13 protein-coding genes are annotated in these 17,409 nt (G+C 38.1%); 8 read left to right on the top strand and 5 right to left on the bottom strand.

The features are described 5' to 3' along the window. The first annotated feature begins 43 nt into the window (after positions 1–43). The 4 genes from ACKPEB_RS02380 (at position 44) to ACKPEB_RS02365 (ending at position 5,961) form a co-directional block, all read left to right on the top strand. Positions 44–2,350, top strand: coding sequence for an ATP-binding protein (locus ACKPEB_RS02380; protein ID WP_408963180.1), 2,307 nt, complete (start codon positions 44–46; stop codon positions 2,348–2,350). Next, the gene (locus ACKPEB_RS02375) at positions 2,310–2,744 is read left to right on the top strand and encodes a response regulator (RefSeq protein WP_408963178.1); all 435 of its coding nucleotides are present in this window, start codon (positions 2,310–2,312) and stop codon (positions 2,742–2,744) included. Before ACKPEB_RS02380 ends, ACKPEB_RS02375 begins: the two co-directional genes overlap by 41 nt. 31 nt (positions 2,745–2,775) lie before the next feature. Beyond that, on the top strand, positions 2,776–4,137 hold the full coding sequence (locus ACKPEB_RS02370; protein WP_408963177.1) for an ATP-binding protein: 1,362 nt from the start codon (positions 2,776–2,778) through the stop codon (positions 4,135–4,137). An 87-nt stretch (positions 4,138–4,224) separates the two neighbouring features. Beyond that, on the top strand, positions 4,225–5,961 hold the full coding sequence (locus ACKPEB_RS02365) for a trypsin-like peptidase domain-containing protein (protein ID WP_408963176.1): 1,737 nt from the start codon (positions 4,225–4,227) through the stop codon (positions 5,959–5,961). Between the two features lie 85 nt (positions 5,962–6,046). Here the strand turns inward: ACKPEB_RS02365 and ACKPEB_RS02360 are convergent, their stop codons facing one another. Then, complete coding sequence (locus ACKPEB_RS02360; RefSeq protein ID WP_408963175.1) at positions 6,047–8,236, bottom strand: tetratricopeptide repeat protein; 2,190 nt, start codon at positions 8,234–8,236, stop codon at positions 6,047–6,049. Positions 8,237–8,395: 159 nt separating this feature from the next. On the opposite strand from ACKPEB_RS02360, the gene ACKPEB_RS02355 reads away from it, so the two are divergent. Further along, a complete protein-coding gene (locus ACKPEB_RS02355) occupies positions 8,396–9,064 on the top strand; it encodes a glycoside hydrolase family 108 protein (RefSeq protein WP_408963174.1) in 669 nt (222 codons plus the stop codon). Between the two features lie 121 nt (positions 9,065–9,185). Here ACKPEB_RS02355 and ACKPEB_RS02350 read toward each other — a convergent pair whose 3' ends face one another. The 3 genes from ACKPEB_RS02350 to ACKPEB_RS02340 form a co-directional block, all read right to left on the bottom strand. After that, positions 9,186–10,109, bottom strand: coding sequence for a DMT family transporter (locus ACKPEB_RS02350; protein ID WP_408963173.1), 924 nt, complete (start codon positions 10,107–10,109; stop codon positions 9,186–9,188). A 156-nt stretch (positions 10,110–10,265) separates the two neighbouring features. Next, positions 10,266–12,305, bottom strand: a complete 2,040-nt coding sequence (gene ligA / locus ACKPEB_RS02345) for an NAD-dependent DNA ligase LigA (RefSeq protein WP_408963172.1) — start codon at positions 12,303–12,305, stop codon at positions 10,266–10,268. Positions 12,306–12,461: 156 nt separating this feature from the next. Beyond that, the gene (locus ACKPEB_RS02340; protein ID WP_408963171.1) at positions 12,462–13,424 is read right to left on the bottom strand and encodes an Npun_R2479 family HD domain-containing metalloprotein; all 963 of its coding nucleotides are present in this window, start codon (positions 13,422–13,424) and stop codon (positions 12,462–12,464) included. Positions 13,425–13,781: 357 nt separating this feature from the next. On the opposite strand from ACKPEB_RS02340, the gene ACKPEB_RS02335 reads away from it, so the two are divergent. From ACKPEB_RS02335 to yidD, 3 genes are read left to right on the top strand one after another with little or no spacing between them, the layout of a single operon-like run. Continuing rightward, positions 13,782–14,621: a calcium-binding protein gene (locus ACKPEB_RS02335; RefSeq protein WP_408963170.1), complete on the top strand. Its 840-nt coding sequence runs from the start codon at positions 13,782–13,784 to the stop codon at positions 14,619–14,621. A gap of 54 nt (positions 14,622–14,675) precedes the next feature. Next, positions 14,676–15,572 (top strand): tRNA pseudouridine(55) synthase TruB, encoded by an 897-nt coding sequence (gene truB / locus ACKPEB_RS02330; RefSeq protein ID WP_408963169.1) that lies wholly within the window; start codon positions 14,676–14,678, stop codon positions 15,570–15,572. A 55-nt stretch (positions 15,573–15,627) separates the two neighbouring features. Beyond that, complete coding sequence (yidD, locus tag ACKPEB_RS02325) at positions 15,628–15,852, top strand: membrane protein insertion efficiency factor YidD (RefSeq protein WP_408963168.1); 225 nt, start codon at positions 15,628–15,630, stop codon at positions 15,850–15,852. Between the two features lie 68 nt (positions 15,853–15,920). Here yidD and ACKPEB_RS02320 read toward each other — a convergent pair whose 3' ends face one another. Beyond that, a complete protein-coding gene (locus ACKPEB_RS02320) occupies positions 15,921–16,844 on the bottom strand; it encodes a calcium-binding protein (RefSeq protein ID WP_408963167.1) in 924 nt (307 codons plus the stop codon). Positions 16,845–17,409: the final 565 nt, after the last annotated feature.

The following is a 17,409-nucleotide window of genomic DNA, read 5'->3' as shown; positions in this document are numbered from 1 at the left end:
AAAAATAGAGATTCGAGGTCAATATGGATTTAGGAGAATTGTTATGGTAGAAATAGGGGTACAAGACAATCAGTTGAGTTTAAGACAATTAGATGAGCAACCCATCCATATTTTCAGCCAAATTCAACCTCATGGGATGTTATTGGTTTTAGAAGAACCCAGTTTGAGAATTTTACAAATCAGTCAGAATATTGAATCAATCCTGGGAATTTCTCCTGATCATATGATTCATAACCCTTTGGCAGATTTACTCGATCCCTTCCAAATGGAACGGATTGAAACCGGACTGAAACAAGATAACCTGGATTTTATTAATCCGACTAAAATTTGGATGCGAATTGAAGGAGATGATTATGCGATTTTTGATGGAGTATTTCATCGCAACTCCGACGGTTATTTAATCTTAGAACTAGAACCGGCCACGTCTCAAGAAAATATTCCATTTTTGAGCTTTTATCATTTAGCTAGAGTTTCAATTAACCAACTCGAATCTTCTTCAAATTTACGAGATTTTTGCCAAATTATTGTTAAGGAAGTGCGAAAAGTCACCGGGTTTGACCGCGTGATGTTATATAAATTTGATGAAGATGGACATGGAGAAGTCATTGCAGAAGAAAAACGAGAGGAAATGGAACCGTATTTAGGGCTACATTATCCTGAATCTGATATTCCTAAACCCGCTAGACGGATGTTTAGCTCGAATTGGATTCGTTTAATTCCTGATGCGGCTGCTGAACCCGTTAAACTGTTTCCTGAAGTTAATCCCATTAGTCATCGTCCCACGGATTTAACTGGTTCAATTCTTCGCAGTGCTTCTCCTTGCCATCTGCAATATTTACACAATATGGGAGTCGGTTCTTCCTTAACGATTTCTTTAATTAAAGAAGGAAAACTGTGGGGATTAATTGCTTGTCATCATCTCACGACCAAATATGTTTCCTATGAACTGCGCAAAGCCTGCGAATTTTTAGGACGAGTGATTTTTTCTGAACTTTCAGAACGGGAAGAAACCGAAGATTATGACTATCGAATTAAATTGACTTATATTCAATCGGCTTTGATTGATTATATGGCTCAGGCAGAAAACTTTATTGATGGTTTAATTAAACATCAACCGAATTTATTAGATTTAACGAATGCTCAAGGAGCCGCCATTTACTTCGGTGGGGAATTTACTTTAATCGGTGAAACGCCTGCCGAAGAAGACTTAAACTTCTTAATTCAATGGTTACGAAAACAAGGTGAGGAAGAAGCTTTTTATACCGATTCTTTACCTCAAATTTATTCCGATGCTGAACGATTTAAAGCCGTTGGGAGTGGGTTATTAGCTATTCCCATTTCTAATAAAAATTATGTGCTGTGGTTCCGCCCTGAAGTCATCCAAACGGTGAAATGGGGGGGAAATCCCCGTCAAGCCTTTGAAACGACCCACAGCGACGGTCAAGTGTTTCTATCTCCTCGGAAATCTTTTGAACAGTGGAAAGAAACCGTCCGCTTAAAATCCCTGCCTTGGAAACAAGTTGAAATTAAAGCCGCTTTAGAATTGCGAAAAGCTATCATTAATATTGTGTTGCGACAAGCGGATGAATTAGCACAATTAGCCCATGATTTAGAACGGTCTAACGCCGAGTTGAAAAAGTTTGCTTATGTTGCATCCCATGATTTACAAGAACCCTTAAATCAAGTGGCAAATTATGTGCAACTCCTCGAAATGCGTTATCAAAAAGCTCTCGATGATGATGCAAGGGAATTCATCACCTATGCCGTTGAAGGGGTGAGTTTAATGCAAACCTTAATTGATGATGTTTTAGCGTATTCTAAGGTGGATATGCAGGGCATTGAGTTTCAATTTACCGAGGTTGAAACTGCTTTAGATCGAGCGTTATCCAATTTACGAAAACGCATTGCTGAAAGTCGTACTACCATTACCCATGATCCGATGCCAACGGTGATGGCAGATAGCACCCAATTGATGCAATTATTTCAAAATTTAATTGGGAATGCGATTAAATTCCGCAGCGAAAAACCCCCGGAAATTCATATTGGAGCCCAACGCATTGAAGATGCTTGGTTGTTCTCGGTGCAGGATAATGGAATCGGAATTGATGCACAATTTGCTGAACGAATTTTTATCATTTTTCAACGGTTACACACCCGAGATGAATACCCCGGAACTGGGATGGGATTAGCAATTTGTAAAAAAATTGTAGAATGCCATCGCGGGAAAATTTGGGTTGAATCTGAACTTGATCAAGGATCAACATTCTACTTTACAATTCCCGTAGGAGGACGCGAACGTGAGCGCCGAAATGGACGAAAAATCCAAAATGATCTTTTTGGTCGAGGATAATAAAGCGGATATCCGCCTCATCCAAGAAGCATTAAAAGATAGCCAATTGCCTCACGAAATTGTAACTGTTAGAAACGGGGTAGATGCAATGGCTTTTCTTCGCCAGGAAGGAGAATATGCAAACGCACCTCGACCGGATTTAATCCTTTTGGATTTAAACTTACCTCGAAAAGATGGGCGTGAGGTATTAGCTGAAATTAAAGCTGACCCTAGCTTAAAACGAATTCCGGTGGTGGTTCTCACGACTTCCCACAATGAAGAGGATATTCATCACAGCTATAACCTCCATGTCAACTGCTATATTACAAAATCTCGAAATTTAAGCCAACTCTTTACAATTGTTCGAGGAATTGAAGAATTTTGGCTTAAAACTGTTACTTTACCTTGTGATTAACATATCCTTTTGAGAAGGAGAAGGATAGAAAATGCGGCCCATTGGGAATCAAAAAGAAACTTGGAAGAAGCCAGAAACTCACTCTGTATTTTCAGGTGAGGAAGAAACTTTACCGGGTTATTCTGAACCGTCGCTTCATTCCAATTCTTATGTTCTTTATTCTTCCCATTCTTCATCTTTCTCCTCATTAGGACAGGAGGAAAGCTATTCAAAAATGAGGCTTGGTAGTTCAGTGAAAATCTTGTTGATTGAAGACAACCTCGCTGAAGCTCGATTCTTACAGGAATTGCTGAAAGATTCACTGTGTCAAGCCTTTAGCGTGGTTCATGTTAAACGTCTAAAAGAAGCTTTAGAAGAATTAAAAACCACGAATTTTGATGTGATTTTATTAGATTTAACCCTACCGGATAGTCAAGGATTAGAATCCTTAGCTCGTTTGATTGAACAGGTTCCCAGTTCACCGATTGTGGTTTTAACGAATACTAATGATGATGATTTGGCAATTCTGGCGGTGCGTCAAGGAGCGCAAGATTATTTAATTAAACGACAGGTAACGGGAACGGTTTTAGTGCGTTCTCTACGGTATGCCATTGAACGAAAACATACCTTAGAAAGCTTAAAAGCTATGAATCAAGCATTAGAAATTCGCGTTGCAGAACGGACTAAAGAATTAGTGAAAGCTCAGGAACAAAATCAACTCAGATCTGAATTTGTTTCCATGATTTCCCATGATATTAAAAATCCGTTAAATACAATTTTAGCTTCAACGGTATTACTACAAGATTACGAAGAAAAATTATCTCAAGAAAAAAAATTAACTTTATTCCAACGCATTCGCTCTGCAAGTAAAAATATGGCTCAATTGTTGGATGAAGTTTTATTATTAGGTGAGGCGGATTCGGGTCAGCTTCAATATCAACCGAATGCAATTAATTTAGAAGCCTTTTGTCGTCAACTGGTGGAAGAAATTCAACACAATAATGGAAAGGAATCCCAAATTCAGTTGAATTTTAAATTAACGGTTCAAGAAGTTATTGTTGATCCTAATTTATTAAGAAGAATTTTAATCAATTTATTAGAAAATGCAATTAAATACTCTCCTCAATCAGAGAGCGTTCAATTTGATGTGGTTATTCAAGATAAATTTATTGATTTCTGTATTCAAGATCAAGGAATAGGGATTCCTAGCGATTCATTTTCCCAACTTTTTGAACCTTTCCATCGTGCTAAAAATGTGGGTTCAATTCCCGGTACTGGGTTAGGTTTAGCCATTGTTAAACATTGCCTAGAGGTTCATAAAGGTAAAATTTGGGTTGATAGTCAAATGGGTATTGGAACCACATTTATTGTCCGTTTACCCCTGATAAAATCCCATGAACAGCAAGCGTATTAAAGGTTATTACTTAATAGTAAGGATACTCACCAAAAACACTAATCTTACGTTAAAATTGATCGGATATAATAATAGGTTAAATTGACGATGAATTTTAGCAAAAAAATTATTAATATTTTCTCTCAAAATATCGGTGCAATTCTGATCAGTATTCCCTTAATCAGTCTTCCAATTCCCGTTCTCTCTCTTCCCTTTCTTTCACAATTGCCTACCTCTCAAAACCTAGCCTTATCTCCCGCAGAAGTGAATACGATTGCAGGGCAAATTACCGTTAGAATTGATGGGCCAAAAGGCGGTTCAGGATTCATTGTGGAAAAACAAGGCAATACCTATTATGTTCTAACAAATTGGCACGTTGTTGATCGAGTAGGAGACTATGAAATTGTCACCTCCGATGGCAAACGCTACTTTGTTTATTATAGTTTAATTCAACAACTACCCAATCTGGATTTAGCCCTGGTTCCCTTTAGCAGTTCCCAACGTTATCGGGTGGCAATTCCCACCGATGCTAATCAAATTCAACCCGGAAGTTCAATTTATGTAGCTGGGTGGCCTCGTTCGGGAAGTTCTCTGGGTCAGCGACTTTTTTTAAGTACCAATGGAACCTTTACTCAGCGTCAACAACCCCGTGCTGGATATAGTTTAGTGTACACGAATTTAGTTAGAAGTGGCATGAGTGGCGGGCCGATTTTAGATACAGAAGGGAAGGTGATAGGAGTTAATGGTATTGTTCAGTTAGGGACGAATCGTGATAATATTGTTTCGGCTGGAATCCCGATTAATTATTTTTTAGATTGGCGAAAAACCGCAAGATTATCTGCTATTCCTAACTCTATTAATAATTCTGCACCTGTTACCAATAACCCTAATCCTAATTCTTCTCCCTCTTCCCCAAACCCTTCTAATACAATCGCTGCGGTGAATCATTCTTTTACTTTAGCCACGACATTAACAGAAGCATCAGGAGAAATTTTATCCTTGGCTTTATCCTTTCCCTATGTGATTATTGGCAATAGTAATGGAAGTCTTTCTATTTGGAATACTACCACCAGTGGACTGACTCGAAGTTTAAAAGCCCATCAAGGAGCAATTAATAGTATTAGTCTCAGTAAAGATAATCAATATTTAGTCACAGGGGGTGAAGATGGATTGATCAAAATTTGGGATTTAGCAACAGGATTAGAATCCCCAAACTTGCCTTTAATTAAAACCATTAAAGCTCATAATAATGCCGTTTTAGCAGTTGAATTAAGTCCCAATTATCAACAAATCGCCAGTGGAAGTTGGGATAAAACCATTAAGCTTTGGGATGTGCAAACAGGTCAACTTTTGAAAACATTAATTGGACATGAACAGTTAGTGGATGCGATCGCATTTAGTCCCGATGGTAAAATTTTAGCGAGTGGGAGTAAGGATAGCAGTATTAAACTTTGGAATCTTGAAACCGGAGAATTAATGCGGACTTTAAAAGGTCATGAATTATCCGTTTTATCCTTAGCGATTAGTCCCGATGGTGAAACCTTAGCTAGTGGGAGTGCTGATGGAACAATTGCGTTATGGAAATTAAAAACAGGTCAACCCATCCGTCGTTTAAGCGGTCATACCGATGGCGTTTGGTCAATTGCAATTACCACCGATGGTAAAACCTTAATTAGTGGAAGTTGGGATAAAACTGTTAAACTTTGGGATATAAAAACAGGTCAATTAAAAGGCAATTTAAAAGGTCATTCGGGTTATATTAATGCTGTTAGCATCAGTCCCGATGGGAAAACCTTAGTCAGTGGTGGATGGGATGGACAAGTTAAAGTTTGGAAGCAGCCTTAATGTTGAGGTTAATGTAAATTTAACTAACAGTTTTCCGAGGGATTAAAATTGAGAGCAATCCCATCATTGATCCACCATTCTCACCCTACTGGATTTTCAGAATTAATTGTTGTAAAATCTGAGATAAATCTTGAGCAAATTGTTGAGGATTCCACAGAGAAGGTAAAGGTTTAGCTTGTTTAGATTGAATTAACTTTTCTTGAATGGATTTTCTCAAAGCTTCATCCTGACCTAAACGTATCCCCCAGTTAATATAGTCTTTCCAAGACTCAGCAATTCCCTCTTGAATTGATAATCCTTGCAAGAAAGAATAACCCATTCGGGATAAAAATTGTTCCCCTTTTCGAGTCACCACCGGAACATTAAACCACAGCGCCTCTAAGGTATGAGTTCCGCCATTATAGGGATAGGAATCTAATAGAATATCAGCCATCGCATAAATTTTTCGGTGTTCTTCCTCTTGGGGAAAACGAGGTAAAAATTTAATCCGGTGTTTTCCGACTCCCACCGCATCACAAACTTGACGGTAAGTTGAAATCACCACTTCTTGATCCGCCAACCCTTTATAAATTAAAATACTATCAGGAACCTGTTTTAAAATTTCGATCTGAGCTTTGGCTAATTCTGCATTAAATTTCCGACCGGATGCAACACATAAATAAACAATTTGATCCGAACTAATTCGGTAAGATTGTCGAACTTTAATCGCTTCAACTAAATCTCGATTAAAACCCGAAACCGCCATAAAGCAGTTTGGCATCCGTAACAATTTTTCAGTATAATATTGTTCAGTGCCTTGGGGATGGGTATAGAAATCCCCTAAAAAATAAGTTTGATCTGAAATTTGTAGCGCATCAAACCCTAACCAAGAAATACAAATCGGAACAGGTTTTTGATAAAAAATATCCGCATGAATGGGTAAGCTTAACGCATCCAAATCTAACAGAATATCAATTTCATCGTTTTTAATTTCTTGAATTATTTCTTCCGGTGTTGGTAAGCCATTAGGGTAATGTTTAGGAATAAAAAATTTATGAGCAATGGCTTCAAATAAAGGTGTGCGATCATCGGTTTGGAGGCGGTCGGTACAATATAAATAGAGATTAACCGATAACTTCGATAATTCCCGTAAAACATCTAAACTACACCACCCCACCGAATGACGATTAAAATGACTCGATAAAATGCCAAGCCTTAAGGGAGAATGGGGAAATGAGGGAGGAATAGTATTAGAAATCTGGGAATATTTAGGTTTAAGCGTTGTTTCAATATATCGTTTCGTAATTCGATGATGTAGCTTAGTATTTTGATTCAAATCATCCCTTAAATAAGGCATACTAAACAACAAATTTGAGTAAAGAGATTTTATCTCAACTAACGTTGTTCGAGCTAATTTAGAATGCAGTTGAGATTCTAATTTTAAAAACCGCTCTTTCGCAATATGATTTAATCCCGATACTTGATAAATGCTAATACTATAAATTAACGACATAATCGGGTCAATATCGCCACAACATTCTCCATAGCGATCTACCGCTTTTCGGGCGGCTGCTAAATTGCTACTATCACGGTAAATTCCGCATAAATGTTGATGGGCTAAAGGCAAATTAGGTTTGAGTTCAATGGCTTTTTCTAATAACGGAATTGCCTCTTTATATTTTCCTTGATGGCGTAAAACCATCCCCATTTGACCATAAACTTCAGCAAAATCTGGTTTCAATTCAATCGCTTTTTTCCAAGTTGCGATCGCGTCTTCAACTTTTCCTTGCAGGGCGAATTGATTGCCTTGGTTAAACAGAAATTCTGCCCCACCTAATTGCGGATTTAAGGCTAAAGCTCGTTGTTCTGAAACTTGAGCTTCTGGCATTTCTCCAACGGCCTTTAAAACTTGTGCTAAGTTCCAATGAACAGCGGCTAAATCCGGTTGTAAATTGACCGCTTGACGATAACTTTTAATCGCTGATTCTAATTGTCCCTGACGGTAAAACATACTGCCCAAATTTGCATGGGCTTGGGCTAAATTCGGGTTAATTTGTAACGCTTGTTGATAGGAACGAATGGCCTCTTCCAGTTGATTTTGGGCTTGATAAATATTCCCCATCGTTACATAAGCTAACGCCCAGTTGGGTTCCATTGCAATCGCTTGTTGGCAAGCTGCGATCGCCTCAGAATACAATTTCTGAGCATAATAACTTTCCGCCATTTCTGTCCACCCTTGGGAACTATTAGGCTGCATGGAAACGGGATCAGAGGATTGATTTGGATTCACAGACATTCAGTAGGGACGGGGTTTCCCCGCCCATAATCAGTTATCTCATTTTTAAAGTTATAACGTTTTGGGTCAACCGTCCACTAATCTGTTATCCTAGACTGTGGCTTATCGGTCTAAATAGCCTTAAATAACGTTATAGTAACTTTGATTCCCTCTAAATTTATGAATTGGTCGCAAATGCTTGTTAAACAATTTAAAACAAAACTCAAACCCCAGGCGATCACAGGAATGGTGTTACTCACCTTAGCGTTTTCGGTGGCGATTGGCAGCCAAAGTTGGGCGAGAAATAAAATTAGAAGTGATTATGAAACCAAATTATTTAATGCAGCTTTAGGATTTACGCTTTATTTTGAAGGAGGATTAAGCGACCATCCCGCCGATATTGGAGGGAGAACTTATCGAGGCATTACCCAAGCTGAATATGATGCTTATCGCTCTCGGAGAGGATTACCTGGTTTAGATGTTAGCCAAATGTCCGAAACCGAATTAGTAGAAATTTATAATAGTTATTGGCAAGGAAGTGAAGCCGCAAAAATGCACCCCGCTTTAGCAATTGTTATGTTTGATACGGCGGTTAACTTTGGAATTAATAACTCAATTACTTTTTTACAACAAGCATTAGGATTGCCTCAAACGGGAACTTTTGATCAGCAAACCCGTGAAGCTTTAGAACAAGGAAATAATCAATACACCGCATTACAAATTGTCAATGAACGGATTTTATATCGTTATAAACGAGTTCAAGAAAATCCGAGTCAAATGGCATTCTTTCACGGTTGGTTAAGTCGAGATTATAGTTTATGGGGTTATGTAGAAAAGGTTAAAAATTAATTCAATTTATCGAGTATTAAATCATATTATTCCCAGCCCAGACACTAAGAGGGTTGGGTCTCCCAACCCCTAAAAATTCTGATCGCCAATAATTTAGAATCGTTACTTCCCCCATTGCATCCTACTGTTTTTTTCCAAGAGCAATCATCATCGAACCTGCTACTACTAAAATGGCTCCAATAATCGCTAAAATGGTTAAATGTTCGGGTTTGATTAATAAGGGAAATAATAAAGCAACCGTATCAACTGAAATTAACGTTATAATCGGTGCTAAGGCTAAAACCGCACTCACCCTGGATGCTTCCCAATGTTCTAAAGATTCTGCAAAAGCACCATAAGCAATTAATGTATTGAGTCCGCAAAATAGTAAAATAAAAAATTGAAATGACGTCAGACTAAAAATGGCGGTTGGTGTCGAAACAGGTAAATATAATAGGGTGCAGCTTCCATAAATTAACCACATAATCTCGGAAGAGGAAAGCTGTTGTAAAAGTTGTTTTTGTGCTAAAGCATAAATCGCCCAACAAACCGCCGCACAGACTAGAATAAGACTTCCTAATAAATATTGATCTGAAGCTGTTACTAAAACCCGTAATTGTTCATGAAAAAACAAGCTAAATCCTAATGTTAGAACGCCTAAACCTAACCATTGTAATCGCGTATAATGTTCTTTAAAAATAGCAAGTGCTCCTAACCCCATTAACACAGGGGACAATTGAATTAACACTTCTGCATTGGTAGGAGAAGTTAACGCTAAACCTTGTAAAAATAGCACATAGTTAGCCGCTAAAAATATTGTCGCAATTCCTAATAACCTCCAAGGTATTGAACGCCAGTTTTGAACGTTAGGGAGTTTTTGAGCAGTTGCTAAATATATTCCTAAAAGCACAAAAGCAATTAAAAATCGATACCAAGTCACAGTATAAACATCTAAACCTTGTAAAATAATCGCTAATCCTAATGGTAAAATTCCCCATAAAAATGTTGTTAATAAAGCTAATCCTAATCCTAAACGCCACCGCCCTGATGTTAAATGAATTGACATTGTAAAAACAAAAAAAACTGATATTAATTATAATCTAAAATCAATTTTATTACTATATCCTAGTATATATAACACTTCTAAATCGGTCGTAATATTTTATTGTAGGGGTTGGGAGACCCAACCCTTTTGACACAGGGTTTGGCTCTCCCAACACCCCTAAAATAAAGTTAATAGTTGTTCTTCAGATAACAAAGTAATTCCTAAATCTTGGGCTTTTTTCAGCTTCGATCCTGCTTCTTCGCCAACCACAACATAATCGGTTTTTTTACTCACCGAATCTGTTACTTTTCCTCCCGCATTTTGAATTAATTTTTTAGCTTCATCCCGTTTTAAGGTTGGTAATGTTCCTGTTATTACAAAAGTTTTACCCGCTAAAGATTGAGATTGACGGGTTTGATTATCTTCTATCTTTTGTGAACTATCAAACTGTAACCCTGCGTTTTTCAATCGTTCAATTAAGTTTTGATTTGCTGGGAGATTAAACCATTGATAAACCGAATCGGCAATTTCTGGCCCTATTCCATAAACTCCTTCAATATCTGTGGCAGAAGCTTGGATTAACTGTTCAACACTTTTAAATTTTTGTGTAATTAATTCCGCATTCACACTCCCCACATGACGAATACCTAACCCATATAAAACCCGTGACCAAGGTTGAGTTTTAGAAGCAGCGATCGCATTGACAATTTTAGTCGCTGATTTTTCTCCCATCCGATCTAAACTCATTAATTGTTCAACAGTTAATTGATATAAATCAGCCACAGAATTCACTAACTTTTTAGTCGCTAATTGTTGAACTAATTTATCCCCAATTCCATTAATATCTAACGCATCTCTCGAACACCAATGAATCAAAGATCCTTGTAAAATTGCCGGACAAGACTCATTAATACATCTCGTCACCGCTTCTCCCATCGGTTGTACAACAAGTTGACCGCATTCGGGACAATGACTTGGCATTTCAAAGCGTTTTGCATCTTTGGGGCGTAATTCTAATAACACCTTAACCACTTCAGGAATAATTTCTCCGGCTTTCCGTACAATTACAGTGTCACCAATATGCAAATCTAACTCCTTAATGCGATCGCGGTTATGTAATGTCGCCCGTTGAACCGTAGTTCCTGCGAGTAAAATCGGATTAAGTTCTGCAACCGGGGTTAAAGCGCCTGTTCTCCCCACTTGTACAGTAACAGATTTAACTTCGGTTGGAGATTCTTCTGCGGGATATTTATAAGCGATCGCCCACCGAGGAAATTTTTGAGTAAAACCTAATTGTTTTTGTAAAGATAAAGGATTAATTTTAATCACAACTCCATCGGTCATATAAGGTAAATTATGACGTTCTTGATCCCAATATTCACAATATTTGATAACCTCCTCTAAATTAGAACATAATTGGCGATTAGGATTGACTTTAAATCCCATTGTTTGTAATAATTCTAAATTTTCCCATTGCGTTTGAGAAGGAATTGCTTCTAAATTATCCGGTTGAGGAATATATAACGTATAAGCAAAAAAATCTAATTTTCGTTGAGCCACAATTTTAGAATCTAATTGTCTTAAAGTTCCGGCTGCGGCATTTCTAGGATTAGCAAATAAAGCGTCTCCCGCTTTTTTTCGATCTTGATTAATTTTTTCAAAGGTATTTAACGATAAAAATGCTTCTCCTCGCACTTCCACTACAGGAGGAGGATTTTCTAAGGCTAATTTTAAAGGAATAGAACGAATGGTTTTAACATTTTGAGTAATTTCTTCCCCGGTCATTCCATCTCCTCGCGTTGCACCTCGAACTAAAATTCCGTTTTCGTAGGTTAACGCTAAAGCCGAACCATCTATTTTTAATTCACAAACATAAGTCGGAATTTCTGAGGAATTAACCGCTATTTTTTGACTGCGTTCTTGCCAAGTTTTTAATTCCTTAAAATTAAAAGCATTATCTAAACTATAGAGAGAAATATTATGTTGAACCGATTGAAATTGAGTAGCCGGTTTTTCTCCCACCCGTTGCGTCGGACTATCTGGGGTAATTAATGTCGGATATTGTTGTTCTAAATCTTGCAGTTCTCGATACAATTGATCATAAACTGCATCGGATATTGTCGGTGCGTCTAAGACATAATATTCATAACTGGCTTTTTGTAATAATCCTCTTAATTCTTTGATTCGTTGTTGAATTTCTAAATTAGCTTCTACCATTGTTAACGAATGCCTCAATCATTTCAAAATTATACAGATATTAAACTTAGACCTAAGCTAAATTTTTACAAAGTTTTCTGTTTTCTCTGGGATAAAAAAGAAGGTCAATTAATTAACCTTCCTTCTTATTCTGCCTTTCCTGTTCTCGATCCTTAGCTATAAATTTAGATCTGTTAATTCACTAAACACCAACGTTTTTTGCTCCGTAGCAGTACCATCCTTATAAGAATCGTTGCGACTTCCGCCATTAGCTTCCGTCGGGAATTGATTAATTCCTTGCAAAATTCGAGATTCATTTTCCACTTGAAAAACATTCGCGTAGAGGTTAGCAACAATCTGTTTACCCTCTTGAGTTAATTCTAAATATTTAAGAGCCGCCGGAATATAAGGAAAAACACCATTCCAGTAAAATTTAGCGTAGTTCCGACGCAGATCCCCTGGCGTTTTATACCCCAAAACTTTATTAGTCCCCACTTCTTCAAATTCATAAAATAAGGAACTAATCTTTTTCAAATAACGCGGATCACTCAATTGACCTATCAAATCAGCCGCTCTTGCTAACCCTGAATAATTATGTCGATCTTGGTGGGTTTCATCGGCGGGAACCGGAAAACGAGTTAATTCAATATTGCGTTTAATTTGTTCCGCATCGATTAAATTATGCCCCCCAAATCGTTCATCAATGACTAATTTTCCCCGATCAACATGATAAGGGGTTAAACTAGCTGAAGTCGCTCCGATTGAAATTGAAACAATCCCATCTCCAATTCCCGTTGCAAATAAACCAATAGCTTCTTGATCTTGCCGACAAACTCCTTTTACATAGCCAATATCATGACACAGTAAAGAAATAATAAAATGCAACCAATCTTGGGGGGTAACGCCGCCTTCTCGGATATGTTTTCCGCGTAAAATTTCCTGTCCAACTAACGTCACTAACATAGTATGCTCGACGTTATGATAAAGAGCATCACAATTAGCAATATTTTCTAACGCCATTGTTCCAGCCCAAGCAATAATTTCAGGGTAATCTGGTTTAAAACCCCCGTAAGTGCGACGATATCCGGCTTGTAATTGTTGGACAAAGGCATCAATTAGAATAGCTGTGGCATTAAACATAATTATCCGTTGGATAAAAAATTACAAATGTCAATTGGGCTACAAAACAGGGCAAGATTTGGGCTTGTAATTGGCAATCCCAAAGTTTTGCAGTTAATTTATATAGAGTCTCAAGGTTGATCCTATTATATTCGACCTATCCCTTATCTTGCTATCAGTGAGTTTACGGAATATATTCAGCTTAGTTTTTTTGATTCTAGGGCTACTGAAAACCTCGACTTCAGCGTAGCGAGTCGAGGTAGTTTATTCAAATTTAGTCATTCACAGGGGAAAATCTAAAACACTAACCGTTGACTTCCCGTTAAGCGACTCTCTCAGTTGGTAAAATTTGAGACGAACCTAATTTTTTCTGGGATTATGACCTCTGCATTTGATCCGAACTTAATTTTTTTATTATACGACAGCACCCTACCTGGGGATACATTAACCAATGACACCACTGAAGGGAGTAATACCATTTCTGGGGGTAGTGGCGGAGAGAGTACGGTGACAGGAAACCAAATTCCGCAGATCACAGATACCTTGGGTGCAAGTTTATCAGGAACTTCGGCTGCGGATATTATGCGTGGAAATATCGGGCCAGATAGTTTATATGGTCAGGGAGGAGGTGACACCATTTATGGTGATAATGGAGAGGATGTGATTGATGGTGAAACTGGAAATGATTATATTAATGGAAATCAAAGTCGGGATTCGATTTTAGGGAGTGAAGGAGATGATAGTTTGTTCGGAGGAAAAGGAAATGATACTTTAGAAGGAGGAATTGGACAAAACTTTTTATTTGGAAATAATGATAATGATATTTTGATTGGCACGATTGATGGTAATGCTAATCATACATTATATGGAGGACAAGGAGATGATTGTGTAGTTGGAGGTAGCCAAGATGATTTTATTTCTGGGGATCAAGGTGAAGATATTTTAATCGGTGGCGAAGGACAAGATAGCTTTTCTATTTCGATTAATTCAGGCAGCACTAATAGAAATTTCGTTGATGTGATTATCGATTATAATCAAGATGATGACGTTTTTATTCTTCCTAATGACTTAACCTATAGCCAATTACGATTTGAAACCGTCAGTGAAAATGAGACTAACGGTTTATTAATTCGGACTGATAACACCGATAACCCCACTTACTTAGCATTTATTTCTGATTTTTCAGGAGATTTAACCTCTGGAGATTTTAAATCCTAACTTAGTCAATTCTCAAATATAATAACCATTAAAACCAGGAAATTTACAACCAAAATGTTCGGGTTTCTCAACCTTAATAAACCGATGGGATTCACTTCCCATGACTGCGTGGCGCGAGTGCGTCGAATTTTACGGTTAAAACGAGTAGGACACGCAGGAACCCTTGATCCAGCAGCCACAGGAGTATTACCAATTGCCTTGGGAAAAGCCACTCGTTTATTACAATTTCTTCCCTCTAAAAAAGCTTATCAAGCGCGAATTAGATTCGGTGTCACTACCACCACGGATGACTTAGAAGGAGAAATATTAACCCATCAATCTATCCCCGATTTAAACCTTGAGCAAATTCAAGCAATTCTGCCTCAATTTATGGGAAAAATTCAACAAATTCCACCGCTTTATAGTGCCATTCATGTTCAAGGAAAACGGTTATATGATTTAGCGAGAAAAGGTGAAACGATTGACATTCCCAGCCGAACAGTTGAAATTTTCGATCTCAAAATTTTAAATTGGTATCCAGGGGAATTTCCAGAATTAGAAATTGCGATCGCCTGTGGTTCAGGAACCTATATTCGCTCAATTGCCAGAGATTTAGGAACTCAACTGAATACCGGAGGAACCTTAGCTCATTTAATCCGCACTGAAAGTAGTGGGTTTACTTTAGAAAATAGTATAACTTTAGAAACCTTAGAAACCCAAGTTCAACAGCAAATCTTTTCACCCCAATCTCCCAATCAAGCCTTAAATCATTTAACAACAATTATATTAACCCCTGAATTCGCAAAACGTTGGTGTCAAGGACAACCCATTCTCGGAGATTTTTCAATAATAGACGATCATCCTGTCAGTGTTTATGATTCCGACCATCAACTTTTAGGAATCGGAAAATTGATCAAAACTTCTGATCAAATTCTGCTCGCACCTCAAGTTGTTTTGGTTGAAAATTATTAAACCTAGACCATCAATGCGTCTCTTTCCCAAGTTAAATTATTCCCAATTTCCTACTATGAAAATTCTATTCATTACTCTCATTCGGGGCTACAGACTCTTAATTTCTCCCTTGTTTCCTCCCGTTTGCCGCTTTCATCCCACCTGTTCTCAATATGCCATTGAAGCCATCGAACGGTTTGGAATTTTTCAAGGGAGTTGGTTAGCGGTACAACGGATTTTACGTTGTCATCCCTATCATCCAGGGGGATATGATCCCGTCCCACCCAAATCTGAAGATTAAAGTTTGACTACTATAAAAAAAGGGTAGACCAAGCTACCCTCTAGGATTAAATTAAAGGAAATTCAGACTTAGAATATTTCAAAGTCACCAGCAGTTAAGGTAGGATTATTCACAAATGTAGCTACTTCTTGAGCAGCGCCACCAGTGACGAAGTATAACTTGCCGTTGGCAGAGTCATAAACCAGTCCAGTCGTATTACCAACATTAGCAGTATTGAAGTTAGCAATAACTGTGAATTCACCTGCCTCTACGCTGGGGCCTAAATTAGAGAAGGTGCTAGCAGATAAAGCAATTTTGTCAGTTCCTGATGCGAAATCAACCACTACGTCAGCATTAGCACTGCCAACTTGAGTAAAGGCAAATGTATCACTACCCGCATTACCAGATAAGTTATCATTGCCTTTGTCTCCAGTAATGAAATCATCACCGTCTCCACCAGCAATGATGTCATCGCCTTGACCGCCATAGATGGTGTCGTTTCCACCACCACCAAACAGCTGATCATTACCTTGTTCACCCCAGATGATATCGTTGCCTTCATCACCATAAATGAAATCCTCTCCATTACCGCCGGCTAGGATATCATCACCCGCGCCTCCAGAAATGGTATCGTTTCCTTCATCACCACCAATGGAATCGTCTCCCTCACCGCCATACAGCAGGTCATTATTTTGACCACCATAGATTAGGTCATTACCGCTCAAACCGTAGATAGTATCATCTCCGGCATTACCGTAAAGTTCATCAGCACCTGTGGCAGCACCAGTCCCAAGATTACTACCATAAATCAGATCACCACCAGAGAAACCGTAAATGACAATTGGGTTGGCTTCCCCAGCACTCAGAACATCTCCTGCACCTTTACCTTGAATTATTTTGGTATCAGCAGTACCAGAAATGCTATTTGCTTTACCTTCTACACCAATTAAAGAAACTCCTCCACCAGTTAGTGTTACTGATCCTACACCTTCAGATGTTACTATCTGAGACATTCAAGTCCTCCTCACGTGATCTTAATGTTTTTCGGTTTTTGATTGTTTTGGGATTCTACAATAGGAACTTCATTACTGGTAGCCTGAAAGATGATTAAACTTGAACTAACCAGTGATTCCAGTCGGGTAATGAATACCAGGTTTAGTTTATCCTAAAAGGAATAAACAATCCAGTGCATTGGAACTCAAAAAAGGACATCGCTGGTCATGTTGCAAAGTCCATCTCGGTAGACACAAAATACAACTTAGCATCACCCCATGGAAACCCTTGTAGTCAGGCAAAACCCCTTCAGGAATGAATAAAAAAATATCGTATCAGCTTAACAGAAGTGTCAAGAAAATAGCAAGAGATTGAGAAATTTTGGTTTGAGTGCTACATGGACAGAACAGGACTAGGCCCTGATTTGACATCTCTTGTTGGGTTGCTTCTAGGAAACCACACCTTCAACAATTAACTACCGCCCTTGAAGCTATCTATCCGCATAAATAAGCAGGGGAGTTACCTTGGCGTTTAGCAGTTCGGTTATCGATTAATAGACATCTTCAAAAAAGATTTTTAATCGGC

Origin of the sequence: Planktothrix sp. (assembly GCF_046067725.1) — a bacterium.
GTDB lineage: Bacteria > Cyanobacteriota > Cyanobacteriia > Cyanobacteriales > Microcoleaceae > Planktothrix.
This window is presented reverse-complemented; position numbering and strand designations above follow the sequence as displayed.